Annotated in this window: 19 protein-coding genes; 9 read left to right on the forward strand and 10 right to left on the reverse strand. The window is 50.1% G+C overall.

Annotation, left to right across the window (positions count from 1 at the left end):
- The first annotated feature begins 107 nt into the window (after positions 1–107).
- The gene (locus tag AC3ISQ_RS21175; protein WP_489349696.1) at positions 108–692 is read left to right on the forward strand and encodes a DUF1454 family protein; all 585 of its coding nucleotides are present in this window, start codon (positions 108–110) and stop codon (positions 690–692) included.
- A 126-nt stretch (positions 693–818) separates the two neighbouring features.
- A complete protein-coding gene (gene tpiA / locus AC3ISQ_RS21180; RefSeq protein ID WP_489349698.1) occupies positions 819–1586 on the forward strand; it encodes a triose-phosphate isomerase in 768 nt (255 codons plus the stop codon).
- Positions 1587–1650: 64 nt separating this feature from the next.
- On the opposite strand, the gene AC3ISQ_RS21185 is transcribed toward tpiA, so the two are convergent.
- The 4 genes from AC3ISQ_RS21185 to cpxP all read right to left on the reverse strand — a co-directional run bounded on the left by AC3ISQ_RS21185 (position 1651) and on the right by cpxP (position 5568).
- Positions 1651–2643 (reverse strand): sulfate ABC transporter substrate-binding protein, encoded by a 993-nt coding sequence (locus tag AC3ISQ_RS21185; RefSeq protein WP_489353427.1) that lies wholly within the window; start codon positions 2641–2643, stop codon positions 1651–1653.
- A 187-nt stretch (positions 2644–2830) separates the two neighbouring features.
- Complete coding sequence (gene pfkA / locus AC3ISQ_RS21190) at positions 2831–3793, reverse strand: 6-phosphofructokinase (protein ID WP_489349700.1); 963 nt, start codon at positions 3791–3793, stop codon at positions 2831–2833.
- Between the two features lie 232 nt (positions 3794–4025).
- Positions 4026–4928 carry a CDF family cation-efflux transporter FieF gene (gene fieF, locus AC3ISQ_RS21195; RefSeq protein WP_489349702.1) on the reverse strand — a complete coding sequence of 301 codons (903 nt, stop codon included), beginning with the start codon at positions 4926–4928 and terminating at the stop codon, positions 4026–4028.
- Positions 4929–5046: 118 nt separating this feature from the next.
- A complete protein-coding gene (gene cpxP, locus AC3ISQ_RS21200; protein ID WP_489349704.1) occupies positions 5047–5568 on the reverse strand; it encodes a cell-envelope stress modulator CpxP in 522 nt (173 codons plus the stop codon).
- A 148-nt stretch (positions 5569–5716) separates the two neighbouring features.
- Here cpxP and cpxR point away from each other — a divergent pair, with 148 nt between their 5' ends.
- The 3 genes from cpxR to trmL all read left to right on the forward strand — a co-directional run bounded on the left by cpxR (position 5717) and on the right by trmL (position 8332).
- Positions 5717–6415: an envelope stress response regulator transcription factor CpxR gene (gene cpxR, locus AC3ISQ_RS21205; protein WP_489349706.1), complete on the forward strand. Its 699-nt coding sequence runs from the start codon at positions 5717–5719 to the stop codon at positions 6413–6415.
- Entirely contained in the window at positions 6412–7782 is a 1371-nt protein-coding gene (gene cpxA / locus AC3ISQ_RS21210; protein ID WP_489349708.1) for an envelope stress sensor histidine kinase CpxA, read from the forward strand. The genes cpxR and cpxA overlap by 4 nt, the downstream gene beginning before the upstream one ends.
- A 76-nt stretch (positions 7783–7858) precedes the next feature.
- Positions 7859–8332 (forward strand): tRNA (uridine(34)/cytosine(34)/5-carboxymethylaminomethyluridine(34)-2'-O)-methyltransferase TrmL, encoded by a 474-nt coding sequence (gene trmL / locus AC3ISQ_RS21215; RefSeq protein ID WP_489349709.1) that lies wholly within the window; start codon positions 7859–7861, stop codon positions 8330–8332.
- Here trmL and AC3ISQ_RS21220 read toward each other — a convergent pair.
- Positions 8329–9531 (reverse strand): DUF3300 domain-containing protein, encoded by a 1203-nt coding sequence (locus AC3ISQ_RS21220; RefSeq protein ID WP_489349711.1) that lies wholly within the window; start codon positions 9529–9531, stop codon positions 8329–8331. The two genes, trmL and AC3ISQ_RS21220, sit on opposite strands and share 4 nt — an antisense overlap.
- A gap of 408 nt (positions 9532–9939) precedes the next feature.
- Here AC3ISQ_RS21220 and AC3ISQ_RS21225 point away from each other — a divergent pair, with 408 nt between their 5' ends.
- From AC3ISQ_RS21225 to AC3ISQ_RS21235, 3 genes are read left to right on the forward strand one after another with little or no spacing between them, the layout of a single operon-like run.
- Positions 9940–11223, forward strand: a complete 1284-nt coding sequence (locus tag AC3ISQ_RS21225; protein ID WP_489349713.1) for an L-cysteine desulfidase family protein — start codon at positions 9940–9942, stop codon at positions 11221–11223.
- A 42-nt stretch (positions 11224–11265) separates the two neighbouring features.
- Positions 11266–12006: an AzlC family ABC transporter permease gene (locus AC3ISQ_RS21230; protein WP_489349715.1), complete on the forward strand. Its 741-nt coding sequence runs from the start codon at positions 11266–11268 to the stop codon at positions 12004–12006.
- The gene (locus AC3ISQ_RS21235; protein WP_489349717.1) at positions 11996–12316 is read left to right on the forward strand and encodes an AzlD domain-containing protein; all 321 of its coding nucleotides are present in this window, start codon (positions 11996–11998) and stop codon (positions 12314–12316) included. Before AC3ISQ_RS21230 ends, AC3ISQ_RS21235 begins: the two co-directional genes overlap by 11 nt.
- Before the next feature lie 40 nt (positions 12317–12356).
- On the opposite strand, the gene cysE is transcribed toward AC3ISQ_RS21235, so the two are convergent.
- From cysE to AC3ISQ_RS21260, 5 genes are all read right to left on the reverse strand, one after another.
- Positions 12357–13178 carry a serine O-acetyltransferase gene (gene cysE, locus AC3ISQ_RS21240; protein WP_489349719.1) on the reverse strand — a complete coding sequence of 274 codons (822 nt, stop codon included), beginning with the start codon at positions 13176–13178 and terminating at the stop codon, positions 12357–12359.
- 81 nt (positions 13179–13259) lie between these two features.
- Positions 13260–14279, reverse strand: a complete 1020-nt coding sequence (gene gpsA / locus AC3ISQ_RS21245) for an NAD(P)H-dependent glycerol-3-phosphate dehydrogenase (RefSeq protein ID WP_489349721.1) — start codon at positions 14277–14279, stop codon at positions 13260–13262.
- Entirely contained in the window at positions 14279–14749 is a 471-nt protein-coding gene (gene secB / locus AC3ISQ_RS21250) for a protein-export chaperone SecB (protein ID WP_489349723.1), read from the reverse strand. Before secB ends, gpsA begins: the two co-directional genes overlap by 1 nt.
- 56 nt (positions 14750–14805) lie before the next feature.
- On the reverse strand, positions 14806–15054 hold the full coding sequence (grxC, locus tag AC3ISQ_RS21255) for a glutaredoxin 3 (protein WP_489349725.1): 249 nt from the start codon (positions 15052–15054) through the stop codon (positions 14806–14808).
- A 26-nt stretch (positions 15055–15080) separates the two neighbouring features.
- Positions 15081–15515, reverse strand: a complete 435-nt coding sequence (locus AC3ISQ_RS21260) for a rhodanese-like domain-containing protein (protein ID WP_489349726.1) — start codon at positions 15513–15515, stop codon at positions 15081–15083.
- A 288-nt stretch (positions 15516–15803) separates the two neighbouring features.
- Here AC3ISQ_RS21260 and gpmM point away from each other — a divergent pair, with 288 nt between their 5' ends.
- A complete protein-coding gene (gene gpmM, locus AC3ISQ_RS21265) occupies positions 15804–17351 on the forward strand; it encodes a 2,3-bisphosphoglycerate-independent phosphoglycerate mutase (protein WP_489349728.1) in 1548 nt (515 codons plus the stop codon).
- The last annotated feature ends 5 nt before the right edge of the window (positions 17352–17356 follow it).

Raw genomic sequence — 17356 nt, forward strand, 5'->3', positions numbered from 1 at the left:
GACGCCTAGCAGACTCCTGAGCGAATTACTGTGGGATCTTTGACAACGCCCCCATATACTCGCTTTAATCGGAACTCACTTTGTCATTGATTTCGTGAATGCATGCCATGCTGAAAAAAGTTACCACCGCCATTTACCTCTGTTTAGCCTTCAGCAGCGCTTGGGCCGATCCCCCTAATGCAGCCAATGAGCAACCAACCGCGCCTTATTTACTGGCGGGAGCCCCCACGTTTGATCTGACCATCGTCAAATTCCGCGAAAAATATAATCGCGACAACCCAACCTTACCGATCGGTGAATTTCGTGCTATTCCCGCCACTGAAGGGGATACTCCACTGCTGACGCGAGCCGCCAGCAAGCTGAATGAAAATCTGTACGCCTCCACCGCGTTGGAAAAAGGCACGGGTAAAATCAAGACGTTACAGATAACACACTTACCCTTGCAGGGTAACGAGGAAAAAGCCGCTCGCGCGATAGCTATCAACTACATGGCGGCTTTGATGCGTCAATTTGATCCCACGCTAACCGTGGAGAAAAGCATCGTAAAAGTCAGTAACTTGCTGGAAAAAGGCAAAGGTTCACATTTTTACCAGCAACATACTGGCGCCATTCGCTATGTGGTGGCAGATAACGGCGATAAAGGGATAACTTTCGCTGTTGAACCGATTAAGCTGGCGCTATCTGAACCCTGATAGCTGGGTAATTAATGACAAAAAGCAAAGCCTTTACGCTTATTGATCTCTATACTGTTGGGCAGGTTAACTGCCACCCGGCAGTGGTTATTTCTACTCTTGTGTCCCCTTATTGGAGGAAAAAACATGCGTCATCCATTAGTTATGGGTAACTGGAAGCTCAACGGCAGCACCCACATGGTTAACGAACTGATCGCTGGTCTGCGCAATGAATTGAGCAGCGTTGATGGTTGTGGCGTCGCTATCGCACCACCAGTGATGTACTTGGACCAAGCTAAACATGCACTGGCCGGTAGCCGCATCGCCTTGGGCGCGCAGAACGTAGACGTTAACCTGTCTGGCGCATTCACCGGTGAAGTTTCCGCAGATATGCTGAAAGATGTTGGTGCGCAGTACATCATCATCGGTCACTCTGAGCGTCGCACGATCCACAAAGAAACTGACGCAGCGATCGCAGCAAAATTTGCGGTACTGAAAGCAGCAGGTCTGATCCCAGTGCTGTGCATCGGTGAGACCGAAGCAGAAAATGAAGCGGGCAAAACCGAAGAAGTTTGTGCTCGCCAGATCGACGCCGTGCTGAAAACTCAAGGTGCTGCAGCCTTCGAAGGCGTGGTTATCGCTTATGAGCCAGTTTGGGCGATCGGTACCGGTAAATCTGCTACCCCAGCACAAGCACAAGCCGTTCACAAATTCATCCGTGACCATATCGCCAAACAAGACAAAGCGATCGCTGAGCAAGTGATCATCCAGTACGGCGGTTCCGTTAATGATAAAAACGCTGCTGAGCTGTTCACCCAGCCAGACATCGACGGCGCATTGGTCGGTGGCGCATCACTGAAAGCTGACGCTTTCGCTGTGATCGTTAAAGCCGCGGCTGCTGCAAAGAAAGCCTAAGTTTTCGGCTTGCTGAAATGACAGAACCCCGGCTCGCCGGGGTTTTTTTATCGTTAGAAGACCATCAATCGCGCTTGCTGATCTCATCAAACTTGCCGCCAGTGGCAAAGTGCACTTTCTGCGCTTGTGCCCAGCCACCAAAGGTATCATCCACCGTGAATAGCTTCAGTTTCGGGAAACTATCGGCGAACTTGGCGGCAACTACCGCATCGCGCGGGCGATAGTAGTTCTTTGCGGCAATTTCCTGCCCGGCTGGTGAGTACAGATATTTCAGATAAGCGGTAGCAATCTCACGAGTACCGCGTTTATCGACCACTTTATCCACCACCGAAACGGTCGGTTCTGCCAGCACAGATTCGCTTGGTGTCACAATCTCAAACTTGTCTTGTCCCAGTTGTTTGGCTGCCAACAACGCTTCATTTTCCCAAGCGATCAATACGTCACCAATGCCACGCTCCACGAAGGTATTAGTCGAACCGCGAGCACCGGAATCCAACACTTCCACGTTTTTATACAGTGCTTTAACGAAATCCTGCGCTTTGGCTTGATCGTTGTTGTTGTGATGTAGCGCGTAACCCCAAGCTGCCAGATAGTTCCAGCGCGCACCACCCGAAGTTTTCGGGTTGGGAGTAATCACGGAAACGCCCGGTTTCACCAAATCCGGCCAATCGTGGATCTGTTTAGGATTACCTTTGCGCACCAAGAATACGATGGTTGAGGTATAAGGAGCCGAGTTATCCGGCAGACGCTTGATCCAATCTTTATCAATACGTCCTCGTTCAGCAATGGCATCGACGTCATACGCCAGCGCCAGAGTCACTACGTCAGCCTCAATACCGTTGATCACCGAGGTTGCCTGTTTGCCAGAGCCGCCGTGGGATTGACGAACCGTGACGTGATCGCCAGTTTTCTGCTGCCAGTATTTGCCAAACGCGATGTTATATTCCTGATAGAACTCACGCGTTGGGTCATAAGAAACGTTCAGTAATTGAATATCTTTCGCCATCGCGCTCGACGCCAACAGCACCAATGACAGACCCACACCCCATTTACGCATCGACAGACTCCCCAGGAAAATAATCGCAACCTCAATCGGTTGATTTAGCATCAGAGCCTGCCAGAAACTTTCCTCGCAATTAAAGAATAAAAAATTTGGTACTAGACGATTATGGAATATGCATCAATAAGGACGAAAAAAAGCCCCCGCGAACGGAGGCTATTGAGTATCAGGGTGAAGCGCAGAATTAATACAGCTTCTTGGCGCAGTCCAGCCAGTCATTTTTAAACGGACGCTTCATGTTTTCAATTGCGTCGATAATGTCATGGTGAACCAACTTCTCGTTCTGGATACCCACGCAGCGACCACCGTGGCCTTGCAACAGGAGTTCAACAGAGTAAGCGCCCATGCGTGAAGCCAAAATGCGGTCATAAGCCACCGGAGCCCCGCCGCGCTGGATATGCCCCAGAACTGTTGCACGCGTTTCACGCTTGGTGTTTTCTTCGATGTATCTAGCCAGCTCATCCACATCACAGATATGCTCGGTAATAGCCACGATGGCGTGTTTTTTACCTTTTGCGATACCCGCTTTGATTTCTGTAACCAGATCTTCACGGTTGAACTCAACTTCCGGTAATACCACAAACTCACAACCGCCCGCGATTGATGCCGCTAGGGTCAGGTCACCACAGTAACGCCCCATCACTTCTACGATGGAAATACGCTGATGGGAGGAAGAGGTGTCACGCAGGCGGTCGATGGCTTCAACGACGGTTTCCAACGCGGTGAAGAAACCGATGGTGTAATCGGTACCTTTGATGTCGTTATCAATCGTGCCAGGTAGGCCGATGCATGGGAACCCCTCTTCGGTCAGGCGTTTAGCCCCCATATAAGAGCCATCACCACCAATAACCACTAGCGCATCTATCCCGCGGCGTCTCAGATTTTCAATCGCCTTAGCGCGTACTGCATCATCCCTAAACTCAGGGAAGCGTGCGGAGCCAAGGAAAGTACCGCCACGGTTGATCATGTCGGACACACTATAACGATCCAATGGCTTCATACGATCTTCATACAGCCCGAGGTAGCCATCTTGAATACCAAAAACTTCTAGGTCTTCACTAAGTGCAGCACGCACAACACCACGGATAGCAGCGTTCATACCCGGCGAATCACCGCCACTCGTCAGTACACCGATTTTCTTGATCATGACTACCTCTGAACTGTAGATGCAATTTCTTGAGAATGTTCTATTTGCCGACTGTCCAACAATCACTCCGGACACAGCAAATCTGCTTTCAAATCTGATTGCTGAATATTATATCAAAAACAGTCTGCTGAATTGATTCACGTCACACAAATTTGCGGTAAAAAACCGACATGGCACTCTGAGCTAACCCAGATAATTCCTTACTTCCCATCAGCAGGCAACCCTAACTTGATTATAGCTCCCAATGCCCTTGTCGACTTGCTGGAACCACCGAGCAAGGATCTTGGTGGATAATCACATCCGCACCGGGGAAACGATGTAACAAAGCCTGTTCAACCTGCTCAGCTAACACGTGCGCCTGCACCAACGGCAACGAATCGTCCATTTCCAGATGCAGTTGGATAAAACGCGTCGGCCCGGACTGACGAGTGCGTAAATCATGCGCCCCTTTCACTCCTGGCCAAGATGAAACCACATCGATAATCGCCTGACGTTCATCATCAGGCAAGGCACGATCTAGCAACGATTGCACCGCTTCGTACCCCATGCGTAATGCGCTGTAGAGAATGTAGACGCCAATTCCCAACGCAAACAACGCATCCGCCCGCTGGAAACCATACCAACTTAATCCCAACGCAATAAGAATAGCACCATTCATCATGATATCTGATTGATAATGCAGCATATCTGCGCGAACCGCCTGACTGCGGGTTTTTCTCACCACCCAACGCTGGTAAGTCACCAGAACCATGGTACTCAGCAGCGCGACCACCGTGACCGCAATCCCAACACCGGGCGCACGTAGCTCTTGTGGCGCATACAAATGCTGAAAGCCAGTGAGGAACAAAAACAAGGCGGAACCCGAGATAAACATGCTTTGTGCCAGCGCCGCCAACGATTCAGCTTTGCCATGACCAAAAGCGTGTTCTTCATCAGCGGGTTGCAGGGAATAACGCACCACTAACAGGTTGGTCAGCGACGCGGCAATATCCACCAGCGAATCCACCAGCGCCGCAAGCAAGCTGACAGAGCCGGTCAAATACCAGGCAACAATTTTGATCAGCAGCAGTATGGAAGCCAACACTGTAGCGGCAAGCGCAGCAGACTTCACCAGACGAGCATATTGCTGTTCCATGACAGATCCCGGTTAAAATTAGGAGGGAAAGAGTATAGCGGAATAACAGGCAAAAAAAGCCCCGCCATCATGGCGGGGAAGACAGGGATGGTGTCTATGGCAAGGAAAAACAGGGGTACTACTCGGTCATACTCAACTTCTGGGCAGAAGTTTGCTGCAAACCAGAAATTTGACGCTCCATCTGCTGCATCTGCTGCATCTGCTGCATCTGCTGCATACGCTGCTGATGTTTCTGGTCTAAAACACTTTTTTGCTCTGGCGTCAGTAGGTTATACATTTGGTTGCGTACTCGGGCCATTTCGACCTGGCGCTTAACCTGTTCCTGAGCCATCTTTTCCGCCTGTGCGTACACCGCGGTTTGATCAAATTTGTCTGCAATCACCAGCTTATGCATTGCTTCCATTTCAGCTACATTGACACTAGGTAGATCGTGGCGAGCCTGTTGCATCAAATCACGCATTTGCTGGCGTTGTTGTTCAGTTAGGCTGACACCCTCGAACATATGGTGCTGACCAGGATTCTGTGGCATTACATCTTTAGCTGGAGGCGGCGTAGTTTCCTGTGTAGCGTCAGCAGCGAAGGCAGCGGTAGAACCTATTGCCAACATTGATGCCATAACTACTGCAGTCACCTTACGCATTTTCACTCCTCGTTTGTGCTCACTTTGCGAATCAACGAGGAGCAGTGTACTGCTGCACCTGCAAACCTGCGTCAGGGCATGTAAAACTACGTAAAGTCATGGAATGCCAACAGTTGATGACGTATTTTGCGTCTGGAGGTAAATCAAAATGAATAAAATTCTGCTAGTTGACGACGACCGCGAGCTCACCTCGCTACTGAAAGAACTGCTTGAAATGGAAGGGTTTAACATCATCGTGGCGCACGATGGTGAACAGGCGTTGTCGCTACTGGACAGCTCCATCGATCTCCTGTTGCTTGATATCATGATGCCGAAGAAAAACGGCATCGACACTCTGAAAGAATTACGTCAAAACCACCAAACACCAGTGATCATGCTAACTGCTCGCGGCAGTGAACTGGATCGCGTTTTGGGGCTGGAATTAGGTGCTGATGACTACCTACCGAAACCTTTTAATGATCGTGAACTGGTGGCGCGTATCCGAGCCATCCTGCGTCGCTCGAACTGGAGTGAGCAACAGCAAAGCGTCGATACCGGTGCACCCACGCTGGACGTCGATGGCTTGCAGCTCAATCCAGGTCGCCAAGAAGCCAATTTCGATGGACAGACGCTGGATCTGACCGGTACCGAATTCACCCTGTTATATTTATTGGCACAGCACCTCGGCCAAGTGGTATCGCGTGAATTGCTGAGCCAAGAAGTCTTGGGGAAACGCCTGACACCATTCGACCGCGCTATCGATATGCATATTTCCAACCTACGACGTAAATTGCCAGATCGTAAAGACGGCCATCCGTGGTTCAAAACTCTGCGTGGTCGTGGCTACCTGATGGTATCGGCAACATGATTAACAGTTTGACGGCACGTATCTTCGCCATTTTCTGGTTCACATTGGCCTTAGTGCTAATGCTGGTGTTGATGGTGCCGAAGCTCGACACCCGCCAAATGACCACGCTGTTGCCCAGTGAGCAGCGGCAAGGGGCGATGTTGGAGCAGCACGTCGAAGCCGAACTGCAAAACGACCCACCGAACGATCTAATGTGGTGGCGTCGTTTGCTGCGCGCAATCGACAAATGGGCACCGCCAGGCCAACGCTTGATCTTAGTCACTAGCGAAGGTCGGATGCTCGGAGCTCAACGTAACGAAGTTCAGATCATGCGTAATTTCATCGGGCAGTCTGATAACTCAGACTATCCGAAGAAAAAGAAATACGGTCGTGCCGAAGTCGTTGGCCCCTTTGCCGTACGAGATGGCGAGGATAACTACCAGCTTTACCTGATTCGCCCATCCAATAGCCCGCAGTCCGATTTTATTAACTTGTTGTTCGATAGACCGTTACTGTTGTTAATCGTCACCATGTTGATCAGTGCACCTCTGCTGCTGTGGTTGGCTTGGAGTTTGGCAAAACCGGCGCGAAACCTAAAAAACGCCGCCGACGATGTGGCTCGTGGCAACTTGAAGCAACACCCGGAGCTTGAAGCCGGGCCGCAAGAGTTTTTGGCCACCGGAGCCAGTTTTAACCAGATGGTCAGTGCATTGGAACGCATGATGACGGCTCAGCAGCGGCTGATTTCCGATATCTCCCACGAATTGCGCACCCCATTGACCCGTCTGCAATTGGCTACGGCGCTGTTACGCCGTCGTCATGGCGAAGGACGTGAGCTAGAGCGTATCGAAACCGAAGCGCAACGTCTGGATTCGATGATTAACGATCTGTTGGTATTGTCACGCGGTCAGCAAAAAAGTGAACTGGCACGTGAGATATTAAAAGCTAACCAGCTGTGGGCCGATATGCTGGATAACGCCAGCTTCGAAGCTGAACAGATGGGTAAACAGCTAACTATCGATTCACCACCCGGTCCTTGGTCGCTATACGGCAACGCTAGCGCACTAGATAGCGCGCTAGAGAACATCGTGCGTAACGCCCTACGTTATTCACATACGCGCATTGCTGTCGCCTTCAGTGTGGATAATCAAGGAATTACCATCACTGTCGATGATGATGGCCCAGGCGTGAGCCCAGAAGACCGCGAACAAATTTTCCGTCCGTTCTATCGAACCGATGAAGCTCGCGATCGTGAATCCGGCGGAACCGGTTTGGGGTTGGCGATTGTCGAGGCTGCCGTCACCCAACATCGTGGTTGGGTTAAAGCCGAAGATAGTCCGCTGGGTGGTTTGCGTTTAGTGCTGTGGCTTCCGTTGTATCAACGCTAAGACAGCAATGCTAATCCGGTAGGCCAATGCTTAGGTTTTTGTTATTCTGCGCCCCTCGTTATGAGGGGCTTTGTATATGTTGAACATCGTTTTATTTGAACCAGAAATCCCGCCAAACACCGGTAATATCATCCGCCTATGTGCCAATACCGGCTTCCAGTTACATCTGATTGAACCGATGGGATTCCCATGGGATGACAAGCGCCTGCGCCGTGCTGGATTGGATTATCACGAATTCGCCCACATCAAACGCCACGCTAATTACGCGGCTTTTGTTGCCAGCGAAAACCCACAACGACTGTTCGCCTTGACGACCAAAGGCACTCCGGCACACAGTGCGGTGACATATCAAGCGGGAGATTATTTGCTATTTGGCCCTGAAACCCGTGGCCTACCCGCTGAGATCCTCGACGCCCTGCCCGCACAACAAAAAATCCGCATCCCAATGCAGGAACAAAGCCGCAGCATGAACCTGTCTAACGCGGTTTCCGTGGTGGTCTATGAGGCTTGGCGACAGCTGGATTACGCAGGCGCGTTGATCAAACCTTAAAATAACCGATGCCGATGGGTGACGTTATCCAGCATATGGGAAGACGTTAACCCTCGCCCAATATCTGCATGCTCTCCGGCAAAGCGAGAAGTCATATTCCCCATCTGTTGCTGCTGTATATGGGGTTCCCGATGTTGCTCTGGGATACGTACTGGCCCCGGCGCAAACTGGGGTCTAGCTGCGATATGCGATGGTTGGCGGGTATGCAGCTCCTCATGTCCCCCACGTGGGCTTGGTGTGAAATTGCTCCGGTTCGGTGCGAAATGCGGTTGTCCAACGTCATGATGTATTGGAGCAAAATGCGGCTCTCCAACCACAGGCTGAGGGTGGTTCCATACCGTATTATGATTATTGATAATGGTCGTGTGATGAATCACATAAGGTGAATTGTGATAAATCACCGTCGATTGATGCCAACCCACACCCCAATCGTTCCAATGGTCATTCACTAACGACCCGACCGCCACACCGACACCAAAGCTGATCAACCCCGTCGCCAACATATCGCCGCTACTATAGGTCGGTGGCGGTACATAACCGGGATAAACCGGTATTGCCGGATAGCCATACACCACCGACGGATTGTAAGTCGGAACATACACCACGCTAGGTTGTGCAGGTTTAATCACAATGGTTTGTGCGGGGGCGGTAACCACTTTAGTCACTGGCGCAGATGAACTGTTAGCATTCGGCTGAATACTTACCTGCTGCTGTGCCGAATTCTTCAATGCACCACTATGGGTCGCCCGTTGGCGCAGAATCTGCACCGCGTTCATCACATCACCTGGCTCTTGGGTATAAGCCGTTGCTAATGCACGAGTCCACGCCAAATTTTGTGCCATCTGGCTCAATACATCAGGAAAGACGGTTAATCCTTTGACGCTCGCATCCCAAGGTTGTTGATTCACTGCTTGTTGCAATGCTGAACCTTTCAACGTCGAGTTTTGTGCCAACCAAGAACTGGCAGCGGCGATTTGATCCGGATAATTAGCGGCGACCAATACCTGCGCCAATAGATTGTCAGGAAATAGCGCCACCGGCCCCAACAGTTGATAAAGCTGGGTCGCACTTGTCGGCGCTGTCGCTTGGGTGCTGGTTTGCGCGTTTGGCTGTGCCGGGGCCGGGAGTACCGCTTTCTTTTGATCGCACCCAGCCAATAAAAATACACATAAGATCCACGGTAATTTTTTAGTTTTCATACAGACTCCAGAAACGGCATTGATGAAGAAATCACCTATTCATCTCTTATGGAGTCACTTTCGTTTGATTACGTTCCTTATTATCGAGTCCAAAAATGGACTGCGAGAATATCCGCCTAAAACTGGGGTAAGCAGATCCTAACTGATGAAACAAAATGTAAAAGTAGAATTTCATGCTCCATAAACATATGTGGATAGCATCACATTATTAGAGTTATCGATAATTAATTTCATTTAAAAGCCCATGTAAAACAGCATAATAAACATCAAAATAACACTAATAAACACTATTGCAACAAGAGTAATTTTTTCTCCCTCACTAGGAAAATAGTGAAAATTAGAGAAAAACATTCGTCATTATTTTCATTAAAGTATTTATAAGAAATTACTGAACCTCAGGAATAAAAAATGAAAACTACCTCTACTAACCAACCTATTTTCATCCAATGGTTAAAAAAAGAAGTTGCTCCGGCATTGGGTTGTACTGAGCCAGTTGCGATTGCCTTCTCCGCAGCTTATGCAGCCAAGCAGATTAATGAAACCGTATGCGAAATATCCGGCTCAATTTCCGCCAACCTGTATAAAAATGCGATGGGTGTGACAATCCCAGGCACTCGTTATTCCGGCGTCAATCTCGCTGCCGCTATCGGTGCTTTTGGTGGTAATCCGGATAAGGGGTTAGAAACGCTGAAAGACATTACCCCAGAGAATATTGAACAAGCAGCCAAATTGGTTGAAGAGAAAAGAGTGAACATTTCTGCGGCAGAAACCGAAGACTTTATTCATATCGATCTGACCGTACACGGAAAAAACAACCATTGTCGTATTGTGGTTAATGGTTCACATACTCACATTGCCGAGTTATACCTGAACGATGTGAAACTGCCTCTCAGCGAAAATACAAACACCGCTAAAAACAATCAAGAACTTACCACTTTTAGTCTGCAAGAAGCCTTCGAGTTTATTAACCACGTTGATTTCGATGATATCGCCTTTATGCTGGAAACGGGCCGCATCAACCAAGCGCTGTCTGACGAAGGTAAAAAGAAAAAATACGGTCTCAATATCAACGGAACATTATCAGACGCAATTACTAATGGCATGATGAGTCACGATTTGTTGAGTCAGGTGCTTATTGATACCGTTGCCGCCTCTGATGCGCGCATGGGTGGCGCACCGGTTCCGGCAATGTCCAACTTTGGCTCTGGTAACCAAGGGATCGCCGCCACTATGCCGGTTGTGGTGGTCGCTAAACATCTAAAAGTCAATGACGATCAATTAGCGCGTGCGTTAGCGCTATCCCATCTGACCGCGATTTCTATTCACTCTCGCTACACCCGTCTTTCCGCCCTGTGCGCCGCATCTACCGCATCGATGGGAGCGGCTGCGGGTATGGCTTGGTTACTCACCAAAGACTTCCAAGCAATCAATACCGCCATCACCAATATGATCAGTGATATCAGCGGCATTATCTGCGACGGCGCATCGAATAGCTGCGCAATGAAGGTGTCGACAGTCACCATGAGCGCATTCAAGTCAGTGCTAATGGCGCAACAACAAAGTCGAGCCAGCGCTAACGACGGTATTGTTTCCAACGACGTTGAGGATTCTATTAATAACCTCTGCCGTTTGGTCGTTCAGCCAATGACTTATACCGATAAAGAAATCATTAATATCATGACGCACAAATAGCGCCAGATTTGCTCTATACCTACCGATTATCGAGGCTATCTCATGAAAAAAGATGCAATTATCAGCGGTATAAAAGCCATTATGCCGCTCTGTATTGGTGACTTTCCATTTTCATTTATTGTTGGCGCATTAAGCGTAAGTGCTGGCATGAGTGTATGGCAAAGTACCGCTTGGTCTTGCATTGTTATTGCTGGCTCGGCACAAATGCTGGCGTTAAATATGCTGAAAACGGGTGCTACTGTCGGAGTGATTATTTTAACCACCCTGATCATTAACCTCCGCCACGTTTTATATAGCGCATCGTTATCAGACAAAATTAAAGACGCACCATTCCTAAAAAAATGTGTGATGTCCTATGCCCTGACTGACGAAGTTTATGCCACGACAATTAAAGAAATGGAGGGAAATAAAAAAGACAAGTATACCTTCTATTTCTCCGCCATGTTTACGTTCTGGGCTTTCTGGGTCTTCGCCGATTTTCTTGGTGCCTTGGTCGGCTCGTCATTCCCGCACATTGAAAAATACGGACTCGATTTCGCGATGGTCGCGGCGTTTATCGCCATCGTGGTGCCACAAATCAAAAGTCAGGCCTGTACCGTTGCGGCTATTGTCGCCACCGTTTCTGGCGTGTTGTTAGTGGTATTACCTTACTCGCTGGGGATCGTCATCGCGTCGGTACTGGGCGTCGGTGCCGGATTATGCGTAGATCTGGCAGAAGAGAGAAAATCGGCGCCGAAGGCACAGCAGGTAGAAAATTTTGAGGTGGCCAATAATGAGCAATAATCTGTTTATGATGCTGACGCTGGGCATGGCAGCGGTGACCTTCGCCATCCGTTTTTCGTTTATCGGTGTGGCAGGTAAAATTCACATGTCGGATCGAGTCAAAAAGACTCTGCGTTTTGTTCCGGTCACTGTATTGCCGGCGATTATTGCCATTCAGATTTTGAATGTGAATTCCAATATGGAATTTGATCTGCACAACCCGAAAGTCATTGCTGCCGTAATCTGTACCTTGGTCAGCTTCCGTTTGGGGTTGTTATGGGTGGTGGTCAGCGGGGTAGGATCGTTGGTACTGCTGAATCTCTTTATGTAAATACAAGTGGCCTGCTTAATCGCAGGCCATTTACTCTCACTCAAATCCCGTCGCCGTACTCGAAGCCGTGATTACTGCCGTTGAAGTATTGATCCATATCCATCGCGGGTGAGTCGCTCTCAGGTCGACCAACGATTCGCGCAGGTACGCCAGCCGCAGTAGTATGTGCCGGTACGGATTGTAGCACCACAGAACCAGCGCCGATCTTCGCGCCCTTACCCACTTCGATATTACCGAGGATTTTCGCCCCCGCGCCAATCATGACCCCTTCACGGATTTTCGGGTGTCGATCGCCGCTGGTTTTACCTGTACCGCCCAAGGTGACGGATTGCAGAATAGAAACATCGTTTTCTACCACTGCCGTTTCACCGATCACAATGCCAGTCGCGTGATCCAGCATGATGCCGCAGCCAATGCGGGCTGCCGGGTGAATATCTACGCCAAAAGCGACAGAAATTTGGTTTTGCAGATAGATTGCCAACGCCTGACGCCCCTGTAGCCACAGCCAATGGCCAATGCGGTAAGCTTGCAGTGCGTGGAAACCTTTCAGATACAACAGAGGGGTAGAATATTTGTCGACCGCCGGATCACGCAAACGCACAGCAAGAATATCGCGCGCGGCTGAGGCAATCATTTGGGCGTCCGAACGGTAAGCGTCTTCAACCACTTCACGTACCGCAATCGCTGGCATAATCGGGGTTGCCAACTTATTCGCCAGCATATAACTGAGTGCACTGCCCAGATTCTCGTGCTTCAACAAAGTCGCATGGAAAAAGCTAGCCAACATCGGTTCACAATCAGCCAGTGCTCGCGCTTCTGATTTAATGCTACTCCAGACCTGCTCTAACTCTTCTGACGACATTGCCTTCCTCTCTGCCTTGCAAAACAAGTCACCCCGCCAGCTAGCCGGCAAGGTGACTTAATTTATTGATTGTCCTACAGGTTAAGTATTGTGTTTTTCGTCTTTCCGGGTGCGACCCAGTAAACTCAATGCCGCTTCGCGGGCATTTTTATCACAATACAGCACCTGATAAATCTGTTCGGTGATTGGCATTTCCACACCGTGACGTTGCGCAAGCGCCAAAACTTCTTTGGTATTGCGGTAGCCTTCAACCACTTGACCAATGCTGTCTTGCGCTTCGTCCACGCCTTTACCTTGCCCCAGCATAATGCCAAAGCGACGGTTACGCGATTGGTTATCAGTACAAGTTAGCACCAAATCGCCCAAGCCAGCCATACCCATAAAGGTGGCAGGATCGGCACCCAATGCGGCACCTAAACGGCTCATCTCGGCCAGACCACGGGTTATCAACGCCGTTCGAGCATTAGCGCCAAAACCGATACCATCAGACATACCGGCACCGATAGCAATCACGTTTTTCACCGCGCCGCCCAGCTGCACACCGATGAAATCCGGATTACTGTAAACGCGGAAGCTCTTACCGCAGTGCAGTAATTGCTGCAAATCGTCGGCAAACTGTTCGTCGGTCGCCGCTAAAGCGATTGCCGTCGGCAACCCTGCGGCCAATTCCTTAGCGAAGGTTGGCCCAGAAACAACGGCTAGCGGGATCGTATCACCCAGTGCTTCACGCGCCACGTCCTGCAATAACCGGCCGGTTTCAGCTTCCAACCCTTTAGTTGCCCACACGATACGAGCATCTGGACGCAACAACGGCTTCAGCTGACGCAGCACATCACCAAACACGTGGCTCGGCACGACAACTAATACGTCACGGCTGGCAGCCAGCGCACGCGCTAAATCGGCTTCAAGCAGCAATGTATCGGGGAATGGGACATCGGGGAGGAAAGCTTGATTGCAGCGATCGTGCTGCATTTTTGCGATCTGCTCAGGGTTATGCCCCCACAGCACGACCGGGTGTCCATTACGCGCTAGCGTAATAGCTAATGCGGTGCCGTACGAGCCGGCACCGATAACAGTCATTGAAGCATTGACGGTGTTCATCAGGCATCCTGATGTGGTGCGGCACCTTCGCCTTCAGTTTGCTGTTGCAGATAGTTCATGAACAACGCGTCAAAGTTAACGGGTGCCAAGTTCAATTGTGGGAATGTACCGCGAGAAACTAGGCCGGTGATGCACTCACGCGCATACGGGAACAGAATGTTCGGGCAGTATGCACCTAGGCAATGCGCCAGTTGCGTACCGTCGATACCGGCTACAGAGAAAATACCCGCTTGCTGAACTTCACACAGGAAAGCAGTTTCTTCGCCCAAGGCCGCGGTCACGGTTACGCGCAGTACGACTTCATACACATCATCCGCCAGTTGGCTGGAAGCAGTATCAAGATCAAGTTTAACTTCTGGTTGCCATTCTTGCTGGAAAACCTGTGGTGCATTTGGCGCTTCAAAAGAAACATCTTTGGTATAAATACGTTGGATCTGGAAAGCCATTTCGGTGTTGTTTTGTTCTGACATGTGTTTAGTACCCTTGGTTAAAAATATCCTTATTGACGCTCGATAACCAAACCCATTTACAGCAACGGGTCCAGCCCATCACGAGCATCGAGTGCATATAAATCATCACAGCCGCCGATATGCTGGCCGTCGATGAAAATCTGAGGCACAGTGGTTCGCCCACTCCGCTTGATCATCTCTTCACGCTTCACGTTATCACCGTCGATGGCGATCTCGTTAAACGTAGCCCCTTTGCTATTTAGCAACGCTTTAGCGCGATGGCAAAACGGGCAAGTGGCTTTGGTGTAGATTTCGATGTTAGCCATCACTCATCACCTTAATCGGTTAATGATTACTTGCCGCGCGCCAATGGCAGGTTCTCGCCACTCCAGCCCGCAACACCGTCTTTCAGCGTGAAGACTTGCTCAAAACCGGCTTTGCTCAGGCTCTCTGCAGGCTCGCGTGAAGTCGTACCATTGGCACACACCACCACTACAGGCTGAGTTTTATGTTTTTCCAGCGCACCGAGGCTACCACTTTTGATTTCGCTCGCCGTCAGGTTGATGGCGTTGGCAATATGGCCTTTACGAAAATCGTCACGGCTACGGGTATCCACAACCACCGCGTCTTCTTTATTGATCAGGCGGGTAACTTCACCACGGCTGATTTCTTTTACTTTGGAGAAACGGTTTTTGACGGTCATGACAATCACCGCAACCAGCAATGCAATCCAAGCCAGGCTCAGGATCGGATGCTTGCTAACAAATTGCATAATTTCTTGCAGCATGGGGCGTAACAACTCCCGTTAGTTAAGGGAAAATAATTCAAGGCTTCAGAGTATACCTGCCGAATGCGGCAAATACAGCCAATAAGCATGAATCTGCGGCGCACGCCGAGAAATTTTCAGTCAGGGAATCGGTCAAATAAAACACTTTTACTGCAACATTGATCTTCTTGGGCTCTTTTTGAGCGCTAACTGAGGTAGAATCACGCGGTTTTTGAGAGTGGATAGCCATCATCCTTGCGAGTCTGATGGCTATCCACAACTTAATGCCTATCATTACGAGGTACAGCAATGTCGAGCAACAAAAAGCCTATGGTTCTGGTGATTCTAGATGGTTACGGCCATCGTGAAGAGCAACAGGACAACGCGATCCTGAATGCCAATACACCAGTGATGGACAGTCTGTGGCAGCAACAGCCGCACACCCTGATCGCCGCGTCGGGTCTGGATGTCGGTCTGCCTGACGGTCAGATGGGCAACTCGGAAGTCGGTCACGTTAACTTGGGTGCCGGTCGTATCGTTTATCAAGATTTGACCCGTCTGGATAAAGAAATCAAAGATGGCGATTTCTTCGCTAACCCAACCCTGACCAACGCAGTCGACAAAGCGGTTCAAGCAGGCAAAGCCGTTCATATCATGGGTTTGATGTCTCCAGGTGGCGTGCACAGCCACGAAGAGCATATTCTGGCCATGATCAAACTGGCTACCCAACGTGGCGCCAAAGCGGTTTACCTGCATGCGTTCCTGGATGGCCGCGACACCCCGCCGCGTAGTGCTGAATCTTCACTGAAACGTTTCAGTGAAGAGTTTGCCAAACTGGGTACGGGCCGCATCGCATCGGTAATTGGTCGTTACTTTGCCATGGATCGCGACAATCGCTGGGATCGTGTGCAACTTGCTTATGACTTGATGACTCAAGCCAAAGGCGAATACACCGCCGACAACGCCGTTGCTGCACTGCAAGCCGCTTATGCTCGCGACGAAAACGATGAGTTCGTCAAACCCACCGTGATTCAGGCCGCTGGCGAAGCCACTGCCGACATGAACGATGGCGACGCACTGATCTTCATGAACTTCCGTGCTGACCGTGCACGGCAGATCACTCGTGCCTTTGTTAACACCGACTTTGACGGTTTCCCACGCGCTAAAGTGGTGAAATTTGGCGATTTCGTGATGCTGACCGAATATGCTGCCGACATCAAAACCGCTTGTGCTTACCCACCAGCGTCATTGGCAAATACCTTTGGTGAATGGTTGATGAAGCACGACAAAACTCAGTTGCGCATCTCTGAAACCGAAAAATATGCTCACGTCACCTTCTTCTACAACGGTGGTGTTGAAGATCCGTTCAAAGGTGAAGACCGTGTGCTGATCAACTCACCGAAGGTCGCGACCTACGATCTGCAACCAGAAATGAGTTCAGCAGAACTGACCGACAAGCTGTTAAGCGCCATCAACAGCGGTAAATATGACGCCATCATCTGTAACTACCCGAACGGCGATATGGTCGGTCATACCGGTGTTTATGATGCTGCGGTTAAAGCGGTTGAAACATTGGATAACTGCATCGCCCAAGTGGTTGAAGCGGTGAAAGCGGTTGATGGTCAATTACTGATCACCGCCGACCACGGTAACGCCGAGCAGATGCGCGATCCCGCGACCGGTCAGGCGCATACCGCCCACACCAGTCTGCCTGTACCGCTGATTTACGTCGGCAAACCGGCGGTGAAAGCGGTTGAAGGTGGCAAACTTTCCGACATCGCCCCGACCATGCTGACGCTAATGGGAATGGAAATCCCGCAAGAGATGACTGGTAAGCCGCTGTTCATCGTGGAATAATCCTT

The organism is Serratia sp. KH_031 (assembly GCF_057839655.1).